The organism is Buttiauxella gaviniae (assembly GCF_040786275.1).
GTDB classification, from domain to species: Bacteria; Pseudomonadota; Gammaproteobacteria; order Enterobacterales; family Enterobacteriaceae; genus Buttiauxella; species Buttiauxella gaviniae_A.
The window spans coordinates 3,927,621-3,946,769 of the sequence record NZ_JBFMVT010000002.1 but is presented as its reverse complement, the minus strand read 5'-3'; the positions used below and the strand labels follow the sequence as shown (position 1 = coordinate 3,946,769).

Annotated in this window: 19 protein-coding genes and 1 riboswitch; of the genes, 8 read left to right on the top strand and 11 right to left on the bottom strand. The window is 48.8% G+C overall.

The features are described 5' to 3' along the window. Nucleotides 1–28 precede the first annotated feature (28 nt). On the top strand, nucleotides 29–1,627 hold the full coding sequence (locus AB1E22_RS18805; protein ID WP_367596744.1) for an EAL domain-containing protein: 1,599 nt from the start codon (nucleotides 29–31) through the stop codon (nucleotides 1,625–1,627). On the opposite strand, the gene yoaE is transcribed toward AB1E22_RS18805, so the two are convergent. Next, a complete protein-coding gene (yoaE, locus tag AB1E22_RS18800; protein WP_367596743.1) occupies nucleotides 1,628–3,190 on the bottom strand; it encodes a CNNM family cation transport protein YoaE in 1,563 nt (520 codons plus the stop codon). It lies immediately after the preceding gene. 479 nt (nucleotides 3,191–3,669) lie between these two features. On the opposite strand from yoaE, the gene manX reads away from it, so the two are divergent. The 5 genes from manX (at nucleotide 3,670) to mntP (ending at nucleotide 7,857) form a co-directional block, all read left to right on the top strand. Then, nucleotides 3,670–4,638 (top strand): PTS mannose transporter subunit IIAB, encoded by a 969-nt coding sequence (manX, locus tag AB1E22_RS18795; protein WP_367596742.1) that lies wholly within the window; start codon nucleotides 3,670–3,672, stop codon nucleotides 4,636–4,638. A 73-nt stretch (nucleotides 4,639–4,711) separates the two neighbouring features. Further along, the gene (locus AB1E22_RS18790; protein WP_367596741.1) at nucleotides 4,712–5,512 is read left to right on the top strand and encodes a PTS mannose/fructose/sorbose transporter subunit IIC; all 801 of its coding nucleotides are present in this window, start codon (nucleotides 4,712–4,714) and stop codon (nucleotides 5,510–5,512) included. Nucleotides 5,513–5,524: 12 nt separating this feature from the next. After that, nucleotides 5,525–6,379 carry a PTS mannose transporter subunit IID gene (locus AB1E22_RS18785; RefSeq protein ID WP_034495941.1) on the top strand — a complete coding sequence of 285 codons (855 nt, stop codon included), beginning with the start codon at nucleotides 5,525–5,527 and terminating at the stop codon, nucleotides 6,377–6,379. Between the two features lie 64 nt (nucleotides 6,380–6,443). Further along, the gene (locus tag AB1E22_RS18780) at nucleotides 6,444–6,902 is read left to right on the top strand and encodes a DUF986 family protein (RefSeq protein ID WP_367596740.1); all 459 of its coding nucleotides are present in this window, start codon (nucleotides 6,444–6,446) and stop codon (nucleotides 6,900–6,902) included. Between the two features lie 198 nt (nucleotides 6,903–7,100). Next, nucleotides 7,101–7,271: riboswitch (yybP-ykoY riboswitch) on the top strand. Nucleotides 7,272–7,284: 13 nt separating this feature from the next. Then, entirely contained in the window at nucleotides 7,285–7,857 is a 573-nt protein-coding gene (gene mntP / locus AB1E22_RS18775) for a manganese efflux pump MntP (RefSeq protein ID WP_367596739.1), read from the top strand. On the opposite strand, the gene rlmA is transcribed toward mntP, so the two are convergent. From rlmA to mgrB, 7 genes are all read right to left on the bottom strand, one after another. Then, on the bottom strand, nucleotides 7,849–8,661 hold the full coding sequence (gene rlmA, locus AB1E22_RS18770; RefSeq protein ID WP_367596738.1) for a 23S rRNA (guanine(745)-N(1))-methyltransferase: 813 nt from the start codon (nucleotides 8,659–8,661) through the stop codon (nucleotides 7,849–7,851). The two genes, mntP and rlmA, sit on opposite strands and share 9 nt — an antisense overlap. A gap of 63 nt (nucleotides 8,662–8,724) precedes the next feature. Next, a complete protein-coding gene (gene ftsI, locus AB1E22_RS18765; RefSeq protein WP_367596737.1) occupies nucleotides 8,725–10,470 on the bottom strand; it encodes a peptidoglycan glycosyltransferase FtsI in 1,746 nt (581 codons plus the stop codon). Nucleotides 10,471–10,703: 233 nt separating this feature from the next. Continuing rightward, the gene (gene cspE / locus AB1E22_RS18760; RefSeq protein ID WP_001062678.1) at nucleotides 10,704–10,913 is read right to left on the bottom strand and encodes a transcription antiterminator/RNA stability regulator CspE; all 210 of its coding nucleotides are present in this window, start codon (nucleotides 10,911–10,913) and stop codon (nucleotides 10,704–10,706) included. Between the two features lie 13 nt (nucleotides 10,914–10,926). Then, a complete protein-coding gene (locus AB1E22_RS18755) occupies nucleotides 10,927–11,070 on the bottom strand; it encodes a DUF2627 domain-containing protein (protein ID WP_072009398.1) in 144 nt (47 codons plus the stop codon). A gap of 530 nt (nucleotides 11,071–11,600) precedes the next feature. Beyond that, nucleotides 11,601–12,602, bottom strand: coding sequence for an MBL fold metallo-hydrolase (locus AB1E22_RS18750; protein ID WP_367596736.1), 1,002 nt, complete (start codon nucleotides 12,600–12,602; stop codon nucleotides 11,601–11,603). A 36-nt stretch (nucleotides 12,603–12,638) separates the two neighbouring features. Beyond that, nucleotides 12,639–12,926 (bottom strand): YebO family protein, encoded by a 288-nt coding sequence (locus AB1E22_RS18745; protein ID WP_367596735.1) that lies wholly within the window; start codon nucleotides 12,924–12,926, stop codon nucleotides 12,639–12,641. Between the two features lie 74 nt (nucleotides 12,927–13,000). After that, nucleotides 13,001–13,144 (bottom strand): PhoP/PhoQ regulator MgrB, encoded by a 144-nt coding sequence (mgrB, locus tag AB1E22_RS18740; protein WP_367596734.1) that lies wholly within the window; start codon nucleotides 13,142–13,144, stop codon nucleotides 13,001–13,003. Nucleotides 13,145–13,303: 159 nt separating this feature from the next. Here mgrB and AB1E22_RS18735 point away from each other — a divergent pair, with 159 nt between their 5' ends. Continuing rightward, nucleotides 13,304–13,543: a YobH family protein gene (locus AB1E22_RS18735; protein WP_367596733.1), complete on the top strand. Its 240-nt coding sequence runs from the start codon at nucleotides 13,304–13,306 to the stop codon at nucleotides 13,541–13,543. Between the two features lie 74 nt (nucleotides 13,544–13,617). Here AB1E22_RS18735 and kdgR read toward each other — a convergent pair whose 3' ends face one another. Further along, on the bottom strand, nucleotides 13,618–14,409 hold the full coding sequence (gene kdgR / locus AB1E22_RS18730) for a DNA-binding transcriptional regulator KdgR (RefSeq protein WP_367596732.1): 792 nt from the start codon (nucleotides 14,407–14,409) through the stop codon (nucleotides 13,618–13,620). 177 nt (nucleotides 14,410–14,586) lie between these two features. Between kdgR and AB1E22_RS18725 the strand changes: the two genes are divergently transcribed. Beyond that, complete coding sequence (locus tag AB1E22_RS18725; protein ID WP_367596731.1) at nucleotides 14,587–15,963, top strand: MFS transporter; 1,377 nt, start codon at nucleotides 14,587–14,589, stop codon at nucleotides 15,961–15,963. A 44-nt stretch (nucleotides 15,964–16,007) separates the two neighbouring features. Here the strand turns inward: AB1E22_RS18725 and htpX are convergent, their stop codons facing one another. Both htpX and prc read right to left on the bottom strand, forming a co-directional pair. Next, nucleotides 16,008–16,889: a protease HtpX gene (htpX, locus tag AB1E22_RS18720; protein ID WP_367597408.1), complete on the bottom strand. Its 882-nt coding sequence runs from the start codon at nucleotides 16,887–16,889 to the stop codon at nucleotides 16,008–16,010. Nucleotides 16,890–17,082: 193 nt separating this feature from the next. Continuing rightward, complete coding sequence (prc, locus tag AB1E22_RS18715) at nucleotides 17,083–19,131, bottom strand: carboxy terminal-processing peptidase (protein WP_367596730.1); 2,049 nt, start codon at nucleotides 19,129–19,131, stop codon at nucleotides 17,083–17,085. Nucleotides 19,132–19,149 lie beyond the last annotated feature (18 nt).

The following is a 19,149-nucleotide window of genomic DNA, read 5'->3' as shown; positions in this document are numbered from 1 at the left end:
GTCGTGGTTCCACTCAAGGTGATCGCGGATGCAGACGGCACAACGCATTTTAAGAGGTTATCGCCGCAGACGTTTAATAGTCTGTATAGCGTTAGCTGTTCTGGCACTGCTCCTGACCCTTAGCGCGCGTTATGTCGCTGAGCGTAATATTAATGAGCAGCGCGTTCTGGCGTTTAATCAGCGCGTTATCGGCACCCTCGAAAACATTCTTATTCCTCTTGAGCAGGCCAATAAAGATATCGTTCCTCTGGTGGGAATACCCTGCCAGGCGGCACAGCTAAAAATGAGTGAATACGCGGCCCGCCTGCAAACGGTGCGATCTATCGGGCTTATTAAAGATGATATTCTTTATTGTTCGAGTATTTTTGGCTCACGCGCCGTCCCGGTTAATTTGCTACAACCGCGATTACCTTCCGCGCTCCCGCTGCTGTTCTTGACGATTGACCATTCATTGCTTAAAGGCTCACCGATTCTGCTCTCCTGGATCCCTTCGGCAAACAGTAGCCACGATGGCGTGATGCAGATTATTAATATTGAATTGCTAACCGGGTTGATACTTGAGCCGGAGCGCCCGTGGGTTTCGCGTGCGGTACTCAACGTCGCTGATTCGCACCTTGAATATGGCAAAGGATTATTGCAACAAATTAGCGTTGAAGCGGGTATGGTGAGCCATCAAATCGCCTCTGAGAGATTCGCTTTTTCTGTGATGACGATTGGGCCTTCGCCCGGAGCATTAGCGTTAAGTAATCTACCCACGCAACTGCCGCTGGCGTTGATTCTCAGTATGTTGATCGGCTATATCACCTGGCTTGCCACCGCCAACCGTATGAGCTTTTCATGGGAAATTAACGTTGGACTAGCCTCGCGTGAATTTGAAGTTTTCTGCCAGCCTCTGGTGAGCGCACGTAATCTGCAGTGCGTTGGCGTGGAGCTGCTGCTGCGCTGGAACAATCCTCGCCAGGGGTGGATCTCCCCTGATGTATTTATCCCGCTGGCTGAGCAGCAAAATCTGATAGCCCCCCTAACCCGCTTCGTACTAGAAGAAACGGTGAGTTATCTCGATATATTTCCAAAGTCACGCGATTTCCATATCGGGCTGAATGTGGCCGCCAGCCATTTTCATGAGGGTGAAATTATTGCTGATTTACGCCGCTCTTGGTTCCCTGCCCATGCGCCTCAAAAACTTACCCTTGAGTTAACAGAACGTGATGCTTTGCCGGATGTCGATCATCGCGTCGTGCGTGATTTGCAAAGTATGGGGGTGGAATTGGCTATCGATGATTTTGGCACCGGCCAGAGTTCGCTGGCTTATCTGGAAACGCTCAATCCCAACGTGCTGAAAATTGATAAGTCATTTACGGCGGCGATTGGTACGGATGCGGTGAACTCAACGGTGACAGATATTATTATTGCGCTCGCACAGCGACTGGGAATTGATTTGGTTGCGGAGGGAGTTGAAACACCGCAGCAGGCAGACTATCTACGTAGCCACGGTGTGAATGTATTGCAGGGTTATTTATATGCGCGACCAATGCCACTGAGCGAATTTCCCCGTTGGCTGAGGGGGAATAATATGCCTCCCCCGCGCCATAACGGCCATCCGATTCCTGTCATTCCGCTGCGCTAATTACTCTTCTTCATCTTCGTGTTGCGAACGTTCTTTTTCCACGCGAACCAAGTCTACGCGGTAGTCGTTGGCTTCAACAATCTTGATGCGAAGCGGAGCAAACTCAATCACATCCCCTACTTTCGGGATATGACCATTCACTGAGATTACTAAACCGGCAATCGAGGCAATATCTTCATCATCGTTCACCAGCGTGTTGATATCGAGATGTTGCTGAATCGCGTGCAGGTCGGTGGAGCCTTTCACCAGCCAACCGTCGCCATCACGGACAATTTCAGGCGTTTCATCCGCATCCGGGAATTCACCGGCAATCGCTTCCAGCACATCCAGGGGCGTCACCAGGCCTTGTACAACACCGAACTCGTTGTTTACGATGACAAAGCTACCGCGAGCCCTACGCAGCACACCCAGCAGGTTAATAGGATCCAACGTTTCTGGAACCACTATCGCAGGAGATTGCGCGGCGATTGCGGCGACATCGCCATTATTTTCCAGGGCCACCAGCAGCTCTTTTGCACGCACAATACCGATAATTTCGTCCAGCTCACCCCGGCATACCGGGAACAGGCTGTGCGGAGATTCCAGCAATTGCTCACGAATTTCAGCCGTCGTTTTATCCGCATCAACCCAGGAGATTTCACCGCGTGGCGTCATGATGCTACGCAACGAACGGGAAGCCAGGGTCAGCACGCCGTTGATCATGTAACGCTCTTCTTCAGCGAAGGATTCCGCTTCAATTGGCGTCATCGTTTTATTGTCTTCGCTTGGGGTGCGCGGCTGTTGGCGCTTTCCGTTCATCAGACGCAAAATCGCGTCAGCGGTACGCGCGCGTAACGGCACGTTGGACTGATGACGAATAAAGTTGCGACGCGCTATCTGGTTGAAAAACTCGATAATAATCGAGAAGCCAATAGCGGCGTACAGGTAGCCTTTAGGAATATGGAACCCGAAGCCTTCAGCTACCAGGCTCAGACCAATCATCAACAAGAAGCTCAGACACAGTACGACAACCGTTGGATGCTGGTTCACAAAGTTAGTCAACGGCTTAGACGCAAGAAGCATCACACCCATGGCAATGACAACCGCAGCCATCATAACCGGCAGATGGTTGACCATGCCCACCGCAGTAATTACTGCGTCGAGCGAGAATACCGCATCCAGTATCACAATCTGCAATACCACGACCCAGAAACTGGCGTATCCCTTTCCGTGTCCGTCATCATGCTGGCGGTTTTCCAGCCGTTCGTGTAGCTCCGTCGTTGCCTTAAACAGCAAGAACAAGCCACCAAATAGCATGATGAGATCGCGCCCGGAGAATGTCAGATTCGCGACGCTAAACAACGGCTGCGTGAGCGTCACCATCCATGAAATTAATGACAGTAAACCGAGTCGCATCACCAAAGCGAGGGATAAACCGATAAGTCGGGCCTTATCTCGCTGTTTTGGCGGAAGTTTGTCTGCAAGGATGGCAATAAACACCAGGTTATCAATACCCAGTACTATTTCCAGCACAATAAGCGTCAGTAAACCCACCCATATTTGGGGATCCATTAAGAGTTCCATGACAAGCTCCTGCATTGGGAATAACTAGCCGGCATCCCGCATAGCGCGGACGCTGAAAGATAAGTTGTGGTGTTAACGGGGCGTGAAACGCCAATTTGAAGGGCTGAACATTCAGACCTGAAATTGAAAAGACGTCGGTGACGGTCCATACGGTGGGCTACTGCCCTTTACTCCTTAGTCATTAAACGAGAAACAAACAATATCAGAGCAAAATACCCTTTTGCAAAGATTTACCTGATTTTGCAATTTTACTGTCATTGACCTGGTTCATATTTTGTACCACGAATCATTATGTTTGTAGCAAAGCTAAATTACGGATCTTCATCACATAAAATAATTTTTTCACTGTCTAAAATAAATCCGACTCACGTTTCACATCTTTACTCATACCGTTATCTGAATCGATTCGCTTCACGAGACGGATAATCTACAAAATACCCATTTAAGGGTGTGGTTAAGACCAACACAGGAGGTAGCAAGTGACTATTGCTATTGTCATAGGCACGCATGGCTGGGCAGCAGAACAATTGCTGAAAACCGCAGAAATGCTATTGGGCGAACAAGAAAACGTTGGCTGGATAGATTTCGTTCCTGGCGAAAATGCCGAAACTCTGATCGAGAAGTACAACGCTCAACTGGCAAACCTGAACACAGAAAAAGGTGTGCTGTTTCTCGTCGATACCTGGGGCGGTAGCCCGTTTAATGCGGCTAGCCGTATTGTCGTCGATAAAGAGCATTATGAAGTTGTAGCCGGGGTCAACATTCCGATGCTGGTCGAAACCCTGATGGCCCGCGATGATAACCCTTCATTTGATGAGTTAGTGTCACTGGCAGTAGAAACAGGCCGCGAAGGGGTTAAAGCCCTGAAAGCCAAACCTGTTGAAAAAGCTGCTCCCGTTGCGGTGGCCGCTGCCCCTAAAGCAGCTGCACCGGTGAAACCAATGGGGCCAAATGATTACATGAACATTGGTCTGGCTCGTATCGATGACCGTTTGATTCATGGCCAGGTGGCAACCCGTTGGACTAAAGAAACCAACGTCACTCGCATTATTGTGGTCAGTGATGAAGTCGCAGCCGATACCGTGCGTAAAACACTGTTGACGCAGGTTGCTCCTCCTGGGGTGACTGCGCACGTGGTTGATGTGGCCAAAATGATCCGCGTTTACAACAACCCGAAATACGCAGGCGACCGTGTGATGCTGCTTTTCACTAACCCAACCGATGTTGAACGCGTTGTGGAAGGGGGAGTGAATATTAAGTCAGTCAATATCGGTGGTATGGCGTTCCGCCAGGGAAAAACCCAGGTGAACAACGCGATTTCTGTCGATGAAAAAGATATTGAAGCCTTTAAGAAACTGAACGAGCGCGGTATTGAGCTGGAAGCGCGGAAAGTTTCAACCGATCAAAAATTGAAAATGATGGACCTGATCGCGAAGGTGAAAAGCTAATTACCGATGTAATTTGCTTAACTTACGGTTTCTCAGTTTTCACACATAAGTCACACGTTTAAGGAGAAGTACAATGGAGATTACCACTCTTCAGATTGTGCTGGTGTTTATCGTAGCCTGTATTGCCGGTATGGAGTCGGTGCTCGATGAATTTCAGTTCCACCGTCCGCTCGTCGCCTGTACCTTAATTGGTCTGGTTTTAGGTGACATGAAAACCGGTATTATTATCGGTGGTACGCTTGAAATGATCGCCCTGGGTTGGATGAACATCGGTGCGGCGGTTGCTCCCGATGCGGCCCTTGCGTCAATTATCTCGACCATACTGGTTATCGCCGGGCATCAGGGTATTGGTTCTGGTATCGCGCTCGCCATTCCGCTGGCAGCAGCAGGCCAGGTTCTGACCATTATTGTTCGTACCATCACAGTAGGCTTCCAGCACGCAGCAGATAAGGCGGCCGAAAGTGGCAACCTATCAGCGCTCTCCTGGATTCACGTTTCCTCCCTGTTCTTGCAAGCAATGCGTATCGCAATTCCTGCCGTTATCGTCGCGATTTCTGTCGGTACCAGCGAAGTACAGAACCTGCTGAATGCCATTCCTGAAGTGGTGACCAGCGGTCTGAACATCGCCGGTGGCATGATTGTGGTAGTAGGTTATGCGATGGTCATCAACATGATGCGCGCAGGCTACCTGATGCCATTCTTCTATCTGGGCTTCGTTACCGCGGCTTTCACCAACTTCAACCTGGTTGCATTAGGTGTGATTGGTGCTGTGATGGCAATTCTGTACATCCAGTTGAGCCCGAAATACAACCGTACCGCCGGTGCTCCAGCGCCTGCTGCCGGTGCTAACGACCTCGATAACGAATTAGATTAATAGGTGAGCGAAATGGTTGATACCACCAAAACAACGACTACCGAGAAGAAACTCACCCCAGGTGATATTCGTGGCGTATTCCTGCGTTCTAACCTGTTCCAGGGTTCATGGAACTTCGAACGTATGCAAGCGCTGGGCTTCTGCTTCTCCATGATTCCGGCAATCAAACGCCTGTATCCTGAGAACAACGATGCGCGTAAACAAGCGATTAAGCGTCACCTGGAATTCTTTAACACCCATCCTTATGTAGCGGCTCCAGTACTGGGCGTTACCCTTGCGATGGAAGAGCAACGTGCAAACGGCGCAGAGATCGACGATGGTGCTATTAACGGTATTAAAGTCGGTTTGATGGGGCCGCTGGCAGGTGTGGGTGACCCAATCTTCTGGGGTACGGTGCGTCCGGTATTCGCAGCGCTGGGTGCGGGTATTGCGATGAGCGGTAGCCTGCTCGGGCCACTTCTGTTCTTCATTCTGTTCAACGCAGTACGTTTGCTGACGCGCTACTACGGCGTCGCTTACGGTTACCGCAAAGGGATCGATATCGTTAAAGATATGGGCGGCGGCTTCTTGCAAAAACTGACAGAGGGGGCGTCAATTCTCGGCCTGTTTGTCATGGGGGCGCTGGTTAACAAGTGGACGCACGTTAATATACCGCTGGTCGTGTCGAAGATTACCGACCAGACCGGCGCGGTTAAAGTGACCACCGTTCAAACCATCCTCGATCAGTTGATGCCGGGCCTTGTGCCGCTGCTGTTAACATTTGCTTGTATGTGGCTACTGCGTAAGAAAGTCAACGCGCTGTGGATCATCATGGGCTTCTTCGTTATCGGTATTGTCGGCTATGCTATCGGCCTGCTGGGTCTGTAATTGATGTTATGAGTGCAACCGGGGGCCTGCCCCCGGTTTTTTTATTGTATAAACGGGAAGAGTTATGACGTTGACGGATATTGTTTTATTGATTTTTATTGTGCTACTGCTTGCCTGGGCGATTTACGATGAGTTCATCATGGATAAGCTCAAGGGTAAAACCCTGCTAAAAATCACCCTGCTGCGCCGCAATCGTATCGACAGTACTATCTTTGTTGGCCTGGTCGCGATCCTCATCTATAACAACGTCACCACTCACGGTACCCCACTCACTACCTGGTTATTATCTGCGCTGGCATTGCTCGCTATTTATATCTCCTGGATTCGCCAGCCTAAACTGTTGTTCAAAACAGAAGGCTTCTTCTTCGCGAATGTCTGGATTTTATATTCCCGAATTAAAGAGATGAATTTATCTGAGGACGGCGTGCTGGTGATGCAATTAGAACAAAGACGTTTACTTATTCGGGTTAAAAACATTGATGACCTTGAAAGAATTTATAAGTTAATGGTTAATAATCAATAGGTTGAACTTATAGCAAAGACTATATTCTTCTATTATTTGAACAGTGTTAAAAATATAGCCGATGCTATTTCGCACAATTAGTGTGCTCTTATTTTAACGAATCATTTACCTAATCAAGTAAATGAAAATAGTTATCATTTGAATGTCAAGAATAATAGTTTCAATTATTGTTTTATATTCAAAAAATATGTTAAGGTTGCGCCCGTCGTTGGGGAGTAGCCGATTTTCACTATAGTGAAAATGTACATGTCAACATACTCGTTCGAAGAACGTGGCATGTACGACTCAAACACTGAGTAGGCGAGACCATAGGCACGTAGCCATCATTTAAGTTGGGGATGGTTGACGTGTATATGGATATCCCCAACTGAGGCGTTTTTGCATGAATCTCTCCGCTACCCTTATTCTCGCTTTTGGCATGTCGATGGATGCTTTTGCTGCATCAATCGGTAAAGGTGCCACCCTTCATAAACCTAAGTTTTCCGAAGCATTACGAACCGGACTCATCTTTGGCGTTATTGAAACACTCACTCCGCTGATTGGCTGGTGTTTGGGCATTTTGGCAAGCCAGGTCGTGCTGGAATGGAACCATTGGGTCGCCTTTATCCTGCTAACGTTTCTCGGTATCCGAATGGTTTATGAGGGTGTGCGCGGCACGGATGACGAAGAAGCGCCGAAGCTTCAACGGCACGGTTTTTGGTTGTTAGTGACCACGGCGATTGCCACCAGCCTTGATGCCATGGCGGTAGGTGTTGGGCTCGCGTTCCTGAAAGTGAATATTATTGAAACCGCTCTGGCTATTGGCTGCGCGACCATGATCATGTCTACGCTGGGTATGATGCTGGGCCGTTTTATCGGCCCGCTGCTTGGCAAACGCGCCGAAATTCTCGGCGGCGTGGTGTTAATTGGGATTGGCTGTCAGATTCTTTACAGCCATTTTAGCACCTTAAACTAAGGTATCGCGTCGCCAGACGCGAACTACAAAATCAGTCTCACAATGGAAGGCCGTTTCTGCCGCTAGCCCCTGCCACACTTCAGGGCGTGCACGCCAGGCAAACGGCGTCATTTGCAGTAGTGCGGCAGCTTCACTGCCCTGCAGCATCATTGGCCAGCCAATTTGCTCCGTTTGTTCGGCCACAAATCCTGGTAACGATTCCGTCTCCGTGCTGTGCAGCATGACGCTTTCATAGATTAAACCCTTCAGCTGCATTAAATGGCGAGGTCCGGGTGTTGCCGTAATCACAATACCGCCGGGCTTTACCACTCGCGCCAACTCTTCGGCTTTGCACGGGGCAAAAATACGCACTACCGCATCCAGGCTTTCATCTGCAAACGGCAGGCGATGACTCGACGCGACACAAAACTGCACCTGCGGATAACGCTTAGCGGCATAGCGAATAGCGACTTTTGCGACATCCAATCCCCAGGTTGTACCGTTTTGCTTTTCAGCAATTTGCGCGAAACCGGCAGTGTAATACCCTTCCCCGCAGCCAATATCCAGCATTTCACCAGGCGCTGCGTGCTCCAGTATCTGGCAAATCGCATCCCGCAAAGGCTGATAATGGCCAGCATCTAAAAATGCTCGACGAGCCTGCATCATTTCTGTGCTGTCACCCGGATCTTTTGAACGCTTATGCTGGACGGGCAGCAAGTTCACATATCCCTCTTTTGCTTTATCAAACTGGTGACCTTGCGGGCAGACAAAACTCCGCCCCTCGGGAGCAAGTGGCGCATGACAAAGCGGGCAAAGGTAGGACATGGGAACTCCAGGCAATCATAAAGGGCGCAAGTGTACCGCTAAATAGGCTATTTCGAAAAGCCACTACCCTGCTGAGTTATCACCTACAGGTTTATTTAACACAGTTAAATTGCTATCGCCCGGCGGCAAACCATCCGGTTCAATATTTTCCAGACGTAGAACGTCACTCATAATCTGGCTAAATACGGGGGCAGAAACGGCTCCGCCGTAATAAGCCCCGTTTTCTGGATCGTTTATCACCACCACCAGCGCAAAGCGCGGGTTACTTGCTGGCGCAACACCTGCGGTATAAGCGATGTATTTATCGACGTATTTTCCGTCGTCACCAATTTTCTTGGCCGTACCGGTTTTTATCGCAACGCGATAACCCCGAACGGCGGCTTTTACCCCACCACCGCCTGGTAGCGCGACACTTTCCATCATGTGTTCAACCTGGTGGGCAATCACATCAGACATCACCCGCTGCCCAACAACCGGCGGATCGACCCGCGTGATAGAAAGCGGCCGGGAAATACCGTAGCTGCCAATGGTGGCGTAAACATGCGCTAACTGCAGCGGGGTTACCATCAAACCATAGCCAAAGGAGAATGTGGCGCGATCCAACTCTCCCCAAAATTTGCGGTGTGGCAATAGTCCGCTGCTTTCACCTGTCAGCCCGAGGCCAGTCGGTGTGCCGAAACCAAAGTTTTTATAAGTATCGAGAAGTTTTTGAACAGGCATCGCCAGCGAAAGACGTGAAACGCCGGTATCACTCGATTTTTGCAAAATGCCCGTGAGCGTCAATTGTGGATAAAAGCCTACGTCGCGGATGCGATGGCCGTCGATGGTATACGGATGGGTGTCCACTACGCTGTCAGGCTGTACGATGCCCTGTTGCAACGCGGTCATAATCACCATCGGTTTGACGGTAGAACCGGGTTCGAAAGTGTCACTGATTGCCCGGTTACGGAAATCGTTTAGCGTTGCGCCATCGCGATTATTCGGGTTAAAAGTAGGGCAACTCGCCATCGCAAGCACTTCACCGGTATTAATATCAATGATAACCGCCGCCGCCGATTCAGCTTTATTCCAGGACACCGCGTTACTCAGCGCATCTTCGGTGACCGTTTGCAGGCGCTCATCAATGCTCAGCATAATGTTGTGAGCCGGATTGGCTGCCGTTTCGGTGATATTTTCAATCACGTAGCCGTGGCGGTCTTTGCGAACTAATCGCTCACCTGCTTTTCCCGTCAGTTGGCGATTAAAGCTCTTCTCGATGCCTTCGATACCCTGGTCATCAATATTGGTAAAGCCGAGCAAATTTGCCGCGACATGACCTGCGGGGTAAAAGCGGCGGGACTCATCGCGCAATGAAATGCCAGGCAATTTTAGGCTTTCGATATATTGGGCTTGCTGAGGATCTAACTGACGGGCGAGATAGATAAATCGATCCGTAGCGTTACGGCGAATCCGGGCGGCAATATCATCCAGGGAAAGATGTAATGTGGTTGCCAGAGCCTGCCAGCGATCGTTAACCTGCACCCCGCCTTTTTCCATGACTGTTTTGGGGTCAGCCCAAATCGCTTTGACCGGGACACTAACAGCCAGGGGGCGACCATTACGATCTTCTATCATCCCGCGTGGCACAATAACCGACTCTTCACGTAAAGAGCGCATGTCTTCCTGTTTTACCAGATTATCGGGCGAGATAATTTGCAACCACGCAACCCGTCCAAGCAGGAAAACCAGACACATAAAAATAGCGATGCAAAGTAAAGCAAAACGCCACTGAATAAAGTTACCCACGATTCCAGGGGCGATTTTTCTCACATTCAATCCTTAACAAACACTAAGCGATTGAAAATTTAAACATAATCTTGAAACCAACCGGACTGGAACTGTGCTACAAGATGCTCTGCTTTGCTACAAGACATAACTGAGGTCTATATTTGGAAACACTTAGAAAGAGAATGGTTACTTTTCAGACATGAAAAAGCCCCGCTACAAGAGCGGGGCTTTCATCAAAATTTGGCGTTATTCGCGCCAGGTCTAATTCAACAGAATTAGATAGCAGTAACGTTAACTGCAGCTGGGCCTTTCTGGCCGTCCTGGATTTCGAACTCAACGTTCTGGCCTTCAGCCAGAGTTTTGAAGCCATTACCCTGGATTGCAGAGAAGTGTACGAACACGTCTTTGCTGCCGTCAGCAGGAGTAATGAAACCAAAACCTTTAGACTCGTTGAACCACTTAACTTGACCTTTAATCTTTGCCATTTTGCAAAATTCCTTAGATTGTTTTCTTCGCCCGCAGGCATAACTTAGCTAAAACAGAGACATTACTGCATGAGGCACTAATATAAGGCTCGGCAGAGAAGCGGTATTCAACGACAACGTGTTTACTCAGGACTTCTTTACTGAAAATGCCACACATAAACAGAACTGTACCTCGTTTAACCCAAAGTGTTATCACATACAACGCAATCAATGGCAAGCCATTTTTCGGTGTGTATCGATCTGTCGCACAAATTCTGAAACTCATATTGTTCACGAAAATGAAATGCACAAAATGTGCATAGAATTAACGGTGAACAAATGTGAAACAGGGTATTCATGAGATGACCTCAGACAACGTTTTTACCATAGCCCAAAGATATCTTTTCGTCCAGGCGAAGTGCGAAAAAGTCGACAATACCGACATTATGCATATGATTTTTTTAGCATAGCTATTCAAAAAACGAACAATGCACTGCGGCTAAAGAAACGGTTAAATACGTAACTGAATGGGTGTAGAAGAAAGTATGAATAAAGGTTGAGCAGTCAGCTCTTTATATTGCACCAAAATAATGAAACTTTAATGACACCCTGCCTCGCCATGAGGCAATAAAAACGTTTCGCTATATTAAGCGTATAATATAACGTCCGCAGTGCTCATTAATTAACACATTAAAAGTTGGATGTTATTTAAACTAATATTTTAGATATGGGCAGACTTTGTCCAATACGTAATGGAGCAAAAAGTTGCCCCTCCTCCCCCTTATCATTAAGCGCTGCCAGCAGCTCTTGCGGCGGCATGTCCAGCGATTCATCCGCCAACTCAAATACGCCCCAATGTATGGGAACGGTTAAAGGCCGGGACAATTGCTGCCAGAGCGTAACCGCTTGTTGCGGGTCCATATGATGGCTGCTCATAAACCAGCGAGGCGAGTACGCACCAATCGGGATTAGCGCCACATCCAGCGGGCCACGATACAAAGCGATATCCGCTAGCCCTTCGGTATACCCCGTGTCGCCACTGAACCAGACCCGCAAAGGGTGGCTTTCGATAATCCAGCCGCACCATAAACTGCGATTACGATCCCAGAACGATCGCATGCTCCAGTGTTGGGCGGGAACAGCAGTATACGTCATCCCCTGCCAGCTAAAACTTTGCCACCAGTCCAACTCGGTAACATGGCGAATCCCAAGGCGGGTGAACCAGCGCTTTAAACCCAGCGGGACAAAGAAGTGGGTATCAGGAAAACGGCGGGAAATTTGCCCAACCGTTGAACGGTCCAGATGATCGTAATGGTTATGGGAAATGAGAACAGCGTCAAGCTGGTGCAAATCATTGATGCGCAGCGGAGCGGGAGTTTTACGCTCAGGGCCTGCAAAGGGTATGGGTGATGCGCGACGGGAAAAAACGGGATCTGTTAGCAAATATTGGCCATTTATTCGCAGCAATGTGCTGGCATGGCCTAACCACCAAACACGATCGTCCGTACCTTTCAGTTCCGCCTTCTGCCACCATTGTCTGGTGAAAGCGGCATAACCCCCACCTGGAGGATGAGGTAATCCCTGTGCTTTTCGCTCCTTTTGCCAACGCTCAACATCGCCCGGTTTTCGCAAATGGGGTTCAAGATTACGAAAACCGTCGAGTTGGTGATGATATTTTAAAGGATCAAACCAGGGATTTTTCCAGCGCATGGTCACTCCACAGCAACACAAACGTTTGTGCGAAGATTAACGCTCAGCGACCAGACGAATAAAATCGTCGTCTTCGGCGTCATCTTTCTTAATCTCTTCAGGCTCTTCTTTTACGACTTCTGGCTCGTTCGCTTCACACAAACGGCGTAGCAGTGCATTTTGACGCTTCTGTTGATCAAGTAATTCTTCAAGCAACTCTATCTGCTCGTTAGTACGACTGCTCGCACGGTTAACAAAGAACCAGACAGCGAGGCCGATAACCAATACCACCAGAGAAACTGTCAGAGACACGATATTCAACGCGCCAACACTTAATTCGTTCATCTTACCACCTCAGTAAAAGGCGCTATTCTACACCTGCCACACCTTATGGTAAGCACCATGTTGATAAAAAGGCTCTACCAGGGGATAAATTTATTAATTGTGCAGATGCCGCTGAAAAATTGTACATCCTGGTCGCACATCACGTTGACCATCTGCGTCCAGAGCAGCAGGCAAACCACAAAAACCGCGAGCAGGATGAACCATCTGTACTTTTTCACTACATTCTCCACATCGTTAACTTTTAATGCTAAGTCTGGCATAGGCTCCCTAAACCGGGCGTCACTCTAGCGCATATATTATTTAAGAATCATCATATTGATACCACTTTGTAATCAGCTACGCTTAGAGGGGTAATGACTTAATAATAAGAGGTATGCATGCGTATTATGATCCGCTCTATTCTTGTAATAGCGCTTTTTTGGATCGGTTTACTCCTCTCCGGCTACGGTGTTCTGATTGGGAGTCACGAAAATGCGGCGGGTATGGGGCTACAATGTAAATATCTGACTGCACGAAATGTCGCCACCGCGCAGTATATTCATACTAAAACAGGAATTATTGGTTTGAGCGATTGCCCTGTATTGCGTAAAAGTGACAATGTCATCGATAACGGTTGATAGAGAACAAGATTAACGGATCGTATAAACTGAACATAAACAAACGCCGCTATTACGCGGCGTTTGTTCTTTCATCAGAATGGATATTCGTGATAACCCATTTGCTCAGAAATAGTACGTGCGGCGTCGTGAAGCATAGCCACATATTCATGAAGGCGATCTTCAGAAAAACGTAGCGTTGGGAATGAGATACTTAAACCTGCAATGACAACACCGAAGCGGTCAAATACCGGTACGCCGATGCAGCGCAAACCTTCTTCCTGTTCCTCGTTGTCTTCGCCATAACCTTGCTTACGCACGGTATCCAGCACATCTAACAGTTCGTCAGTACAGGTAATGGTACGTTCGGTGCTGCACTTATATTCCACATCGGCAAGAATTTCGCGCACTTCCTCGCGATCGCGCCATGCCAGAAGCACTTTACCAATGGCGGTACTGTAAAGCGGGTTACGGCGACCAATGCGTGAATACATACGCAGGTTGTACATTGAATCAATTTTGTGGATATAGACAATGCTGTCTTCATCCAGCGCACCCAGGTGGATGGTTTCTTTGGTCAGGCGCGACAGCTCGCGCATTTGGATGTCAGCACTGCGAATCAAATCAACGTTTTGCAACGCGCGCGCGCCAAGCTCAAACAGCTTTAGCGTCAGGGAGTACTTTTCAGATTCACCTTCCTGAGCGACATAACCCAAGGATTTCATTGTCTGTAAAAAGCGATAGACGGTGCTTTTTGACATCATAACGCGTTGCGATAATTCAGTAATACCAATTTCGCGTTCTTCGCCAAGCGCCTGCAAGATGCCAAAAACTTTCAGGACAGAAGAGACAGAATCAGGTTGTTTATCCAGATCTGCGATAGCCATTAAATCACCTCGATCGCATTTGTTTTATAAAAATCAGAACTGGTTTTTAGTATAAATTGACTACCATGTCATCGCAATGAATCTATTCTAATTCGTTACAAATCTGCGACATATCCCCTAAATTTAGTGCTATTATTATTCCTCTTCGAATATATCCCATGAAGTCAAACTTTCCCTATGGATAAAACTCTTGTTGATGGGCTGCCATTATCCCAGCGCTATGGTGCTATTTTAGCCATTGCGTTAGGTATTACGATGGCGGTGCTAGACGGTGTCATTGCAAACGTAGCGCTTCCCACCATTGCCCGAGATCTCAACGCCAGCCCGGCAGAATCTATCTGGATCGTTAATAGCTACCAAATTGCCATCATTGTTTCGTTACTCTCTATGTCATTTTTGGGTGATATTTTTGGCTATCGCCGAGTCTACCAATGTGGGCTCGTACTATTTTGTATGACATCACTTTTCTGCGCGCTCTCTGATTCATTAACCATGCTGACATTTGCCCGCGTACTTCAGGGCTTTGGCGGCGCGGCATTAATGAGCGTAAATACCGCGCTAATTCGGCTTATTTATCCGCAAAAATACCTTGGCCGTGGGATGGGAATAAACTCGTTTATTGTCGCCGTGTCCTCTGCAGCAGGGCCAACCATTGCCGCCGCGATTCTTTCCGTTGCTTCATGGAAATGGCTGTTTTTGATTAACGTCCCAATTGGCATCATCGCCCTCTTACTGGCGCTTCGTTTTCTAACGCCTAACCAACAAAAATCTCAGGGGCAGCGCTTTGACATCCCAAGCGCGGTGATGAACGCGTTAACCTTCGGCTTATTAATCTCAGCGATTAGCGGCTTTGCTCAGGGCCAATCAGGCTGGCTTATCATGGCTGAAGTGGTCGCTTTAGGGGTGATCGGTTTTTTCTTTATCCGTCGCCAGTTGAAGCTGCCTTTCCCTCTGTTGCCGGTAGATTTACTGCGAATTCCTGTTTTCTCGTTATCCATGGGCACATCGGTATGCTCATTTGCCGCGCAGATGTTAGCCATGGTTTCACTCCCCTTCTTCCTGCAATCGACGCTTGGCAGAAGTGAAGTCGAAACGGGTCTGCTGCTCACCCCATGGCCGATTGCGACAATGATCATGGCGCCGATTGCAGGATATTTAATAGAGCGCGTACACGCGGGGCTGCTTGGTGGGGTTGGGCTTGCTGTAATGGCGTGCGGTCTGTTTGCTATGGCGCTGTTACCGCATAACCCAAGTGACATAGATATCATCTGGCGGATGGTGCTCTGCGGCGCAGGATTTGGGCTTTTCCAGTCGCCAAATAATCACACCATTATTTCGTCTGCACCTCGCCATCGCAGCGGCGGAGCCAGCGGAATGTTAGGCACGGCAAGGTTATTAGGACAGAGTTGCGGGGCCGCTTTGGTCGCCCTGATGTTTAATCTATTCACCACTCACGGAACGCATGCCTCGCTATTACTGGCAGGCAGTTTTGCGACCGTTGCGGCGATTGTCAGCAGCTTACGTATGTCTCAAAGCACTTCCTCGCAGGCATAAAAAAAGCGTGCCAGCGATGGCACGCTTTTTTACATCGCATACAACTACTTCAGATATTCGCCGTTACGCAATGCTTCAATACGCTTGTCCAACGGCGGGTGAGTCATGAACAGCTCGCTCATAGACTTCGCTTTACCGTTGATGCAAAACGCCATCATGCTGCTGGCTTCTTGCGGTTCATAGCTGGTTTTCAGGCGTTGCAGTGCGGCAATCATCTTTTCACGACCAACCAGTTTTGCAGAGCCGGCATCCGCGTGGAATTCACGGTGACGTGAGAACCACATCGTGATGATGCTCGCCAGAATACCAAACACCAGTTCCAGCACGGTCGCAATCGCAAAGTAGACAAACGGGTTGCCGTTATTGCTTTCCCCTTCATCCCGGTTGCCGGACAAGAAGCCGGAGGCAACCTGCGCGATGATACGGGAGATAAAGATAACGAAGGTGTTCACCACGCCCTGAATCAGCGTCATTGTCACCATGTCACCATTCGCGATATGGCTGATTTCGTGTGCAATAACCGCCTCAGCTTCGTCACGGCTCATGTTCTGCAACAGACCCGTGCTGACCGCGACAAGCGACGCATTACGGCGTGCGCCAGTGGCAAACGCGTTGATGTCTGGCGCGTGGTAAATTGCTACCTGTGGCATAGCAATACCCGCCTGCTGTGACTGTTGGCGAACGGTTTCCATCAGCCAGCGCTCTGTTTCGTTACGCGGTTGCTCAATCACTTCCCCGCCTACTGAGCGCAATGCCATCCATTTAGACATCAGTAACGAGATGATTGAACCACCAAAGCCAAACAACACGGCCATAACCATCAGACCCTGTACGCTGCTCGACTGGATCCCCGTCAGGCTTAGCACTAGCCCGAAAACAACCATGACCGCAAGGTTGGTCAACAGGAAAAGCCCGATACGCATCATAATTTTCTTTTTACCTCGGTTAAAAATACGCATTCTGCGTTACCCCACATCGTAGGGGCAAGCCTGCTATTTTCAAGCATTCATCGTCGCCAAGTGGTTAATAATACATAACTTTACATTTATGAAGAGGTTGGTTTACGCGGCTTGATAGAGGTAAAAAAAACAGGCACAAAAATTTGTGCCTGTTGGGGAGTTACTTAGCAGGAGTCGGTTGCTCCGCCGGCTTATCTTGCGCCATTTTGGCAAGATCCAGCGCGATATGAACCGTCTCGTCGAGATAAGGATCCGGTTCCTGATAATCCTTCGGCAAGTCTTCCAGTTTCTTCAACGGAGCTTTGCCTTCTCGTTTGTAGCGATCGTTAATTCGCTCCAGACGCGTTGCATCGTCTTCCTGGTTTTCTTTCTCTCGCTGGACAAGATTCAGGGACACGATATTGCGTTTATCTTTCAGGGCATTGAAGCGAGCAATGTCCTTCATGATGTACTGGAATTCAGGATCGGCTGCAATTCTGTCCTGATGCAGTTTAAGCAGTTGTGGCTCAAACGGCGCCATATCACCTGATTTCACGTACGTGGCAGCGTTGATGCTATCCCACGGCAGCGCGTTATCTTCAAACTTCTCGCCTGTTTCCGTCTCTTCAGTCCCGGTCGGCATCATGATATCTGGCGTTACACCTTTACGCTGAGTACTGCCGCCGTTAATACGGTAGAACTTCTGGATGGTGTATTGAACAGAACCTAATGCAGGCCATTCCGGACGTAACATTTGATCGTAGATTCGGTTCAAGGAGCGATACTGCTGGACAGTGCCTTTACCGAAGGTAGGTTCGCCAACAATCAGCGCACGGCCATAGTCTTGCATCGCAGCGGCGAAAATTTCAGATGCAGAAGCACTGAAACGGTCAACCATAACCACCAGCGGACCTTTGTAATAGACCACGCCATCGGTATCGCTGTCTTCACGCACTTTGCCGTTGTTATCACGCACCTGAACGACTGGGCCGCCTGGAATAAACAGGCCAGAAAGCGAGACAGCTTCGGTTAACGCACCGCCGCCGTTAGAACGCAAATCAATGATTACGCTCTTCACGTTCTGTTTTTCCATTTTCTGCAACTGGACTTTGACGTCATCCGTCAGGCCCACGTAGAAACCAGGAATATCCAGCACGCCAACTTTATCTTTACCGACGTTTTTAATCGTCAGTTTAACGGCGCGGTCTTCAAGACGGATACGTTCACGTGTTAACGTGACGATACGCGTTTTGGTCCCTTTGCCCGCAGGTAAGACTTCCAGGCGAACTTTGCTGCCTTTTGGCCCTTTGATCAGCGCAACGACATCGTCTAGACGCCAGCCAATCACATCGACCATTGCTTTGCCGGTTTGACCTACGCCAACAATACGGTCACCTACGGTAATCGCTTTGCTTTTCGCAGCAGGGCCGCCCGCAACCATCGAATTAATCACCGTATAATCATCGTCCATTTGCAGCACGGCACCAATACCTTCCAGAGATAAACTCATTTCGGTATTAAATTGTTCCGTGTTACGCGGCGATAAATAGTTAGTGTGAGGATCGATTTCGTGGGCAAAAGCGGTCATCGCGAGGGAGAAAACATCTTCGCTATTGGATTGCGCCAGGCGACGAATCGCGAACTGATAACGCTTGGTCAGCGTTTCACGAATTTCCTGATCGGTTTTGCCGGTCAGTTTCAGGCTCAGTTCGTCAAACTTAACTTTGCTATCCCAGAGCGTATTCAGCTCGGAGACGTTAGCAGGCCAAGGTGACTTGCTGCGATCCACATTGAAGGTATCGTTGCCGGTGAAATTCATTGGCTTTTCCAGCACTTTCAACGCGTATTGATAACGCTCAAAACGACGCTGTTGGGCCAGATTGTAGAGATCGTAAAAAACATCTAGCTTCCCGGTGCGCAATTCATCGCCAATCTGTTTTTTCCGCGACACAAACTGCTCAACGTCGCTGGCAAGCAGCACGTTATGGCTATAGTCGAGAAGATTTAGATAACGATCGAAAATTTTAGCTGAAAAATTTTCATCCAGGTCAAACTGACGATAATGCGAGCGAGTAAAGCGTGAAGTCACACGCTCACTCACCGTAGCATGCTGCGTCTCTTCCTTTAACTGCGGGATTTGAGAGGCACTCGTGATATTTTCGACGGCCAGTGCGCTACCTGCAAGAAACAACAGACTAGCGACAGCCGTACGCTTAAAGAGTTTGTTCATGCCCGGGTCTGGCCTCCG

Excerpts from the sequence above, each read along its gene's own strand:
- AB1E22_RS18755 (WP_072009398.1), bottom strand. The coding sequence starts at position 11,070 with ATGTGTGGCATTTTCAGTAAAGAAGTCCTGAGTAAACACGTTGTCGTT.
- rlmA (WP_367596738.1), bottom strand. The coding sequence starts at position 8,661 with ATGTCCTACCTTTGCCCGCTTTGTCATGCGCCACTTGCTCCCGAGGGG.
- AB1E22_RS18790 (WP_367596741.1), top strand. The coding sequence starts at position 4,712 with ATGGAGATTACCACTCTTCAGATTGTGCTGGTGTTTATCGTAGCCTGT.
- AB1E22_RS18735 (WP_367596733.1), top strand. The coding sequence starts at position 13,304 with ATGCGTATTATGATCCGCTCTATTCTTGTAATAGCGCTTTTTTGGATC.
- AB1E22_RS18780 (WP_367596740.1), top strand. The coding sequence starts at position 6,444 with ATGACGTTGACGGATATTGTTTTATTGATTTTTATTGTGCTACTGCTT.
- prc (WP_367596730.1), bottom strand. The coding sequence starts at position 19,131 with ATGAACAAACTCTTTAAGCGTACGGCTGTCGCTAGTCTGTTGTTTCTT.
- kdgR (WP_367596732.1), bottom strand. The coding sequence starts at position 14,409 with ATGGCTATCGCAGATCTGGATAAACAACCTGATTCTGTCTCTTCTGTC.
- yoaE (WP_367596743.1), bottom strand. The coding sequence starts at position 3,190 with ATGGAACTCTTAATGGATCCCCAAATATGGGTGGGTTTACTGACGCTT.
- mntP (WP_367596739.1), top strand. The coding sequence starts at position 7,285 with ATGAATCTCTCCGCTACCCTTATTCTCGCTTTTGGCATGTCGATGGAT.
- AB1E22_RS18750 (WP_367596736.1), bottom strand. The coding sequence starts at position 12,602 with ATGCGCTGGAAAAATCCCTGGTTTGATCCTTTAAAATATCATCACCAA.
- AB1E22_RS18785 (WP_034495941.1), top strand. The coding sequence starts at position 5,525 with ATGGTTGATACCACCAAAACAACGACTACCGAGAAGAAACTCACCCCA.
- AB1E22_RS18725 (WP_367596731.1), top strand. The coding sequence starts at position 14,587 with ATGGATAAAACTCTTGTTGATGGGCTGCCATTATCCCAGCGCTATGGT.
- htpX (WP_367597408.1), bottom strand. The coding sequence starts at position 16,889 with ATGATGCGTATCGGGCTTTTCCTGTTGACCAACCTTGCGGTCATGGTT.
- cspE (WP_001062678.1), bottom strand. The coding sequence starts at position 10,913 with ATGGCAAAGATTAAAGGTCAAGTTAAGTGGTTCAACGAGTCTAAAGGT.
- AB1E22_RS18805 (WP_367596744.1), top strand. The coding sequence starts at position 29 with ATGCAGACGGCACAACGCATTTTAAGAGGTTATCGCCGCAGACGTTTA.
- AB1E22_RS18745 (WP_367596735.1), bottom strand. The coding sequence starts at position 12,926 with ATGAACGAATTAAGTGTTGGCGCGTTGAATATCGTGTCTCTGACAGTT.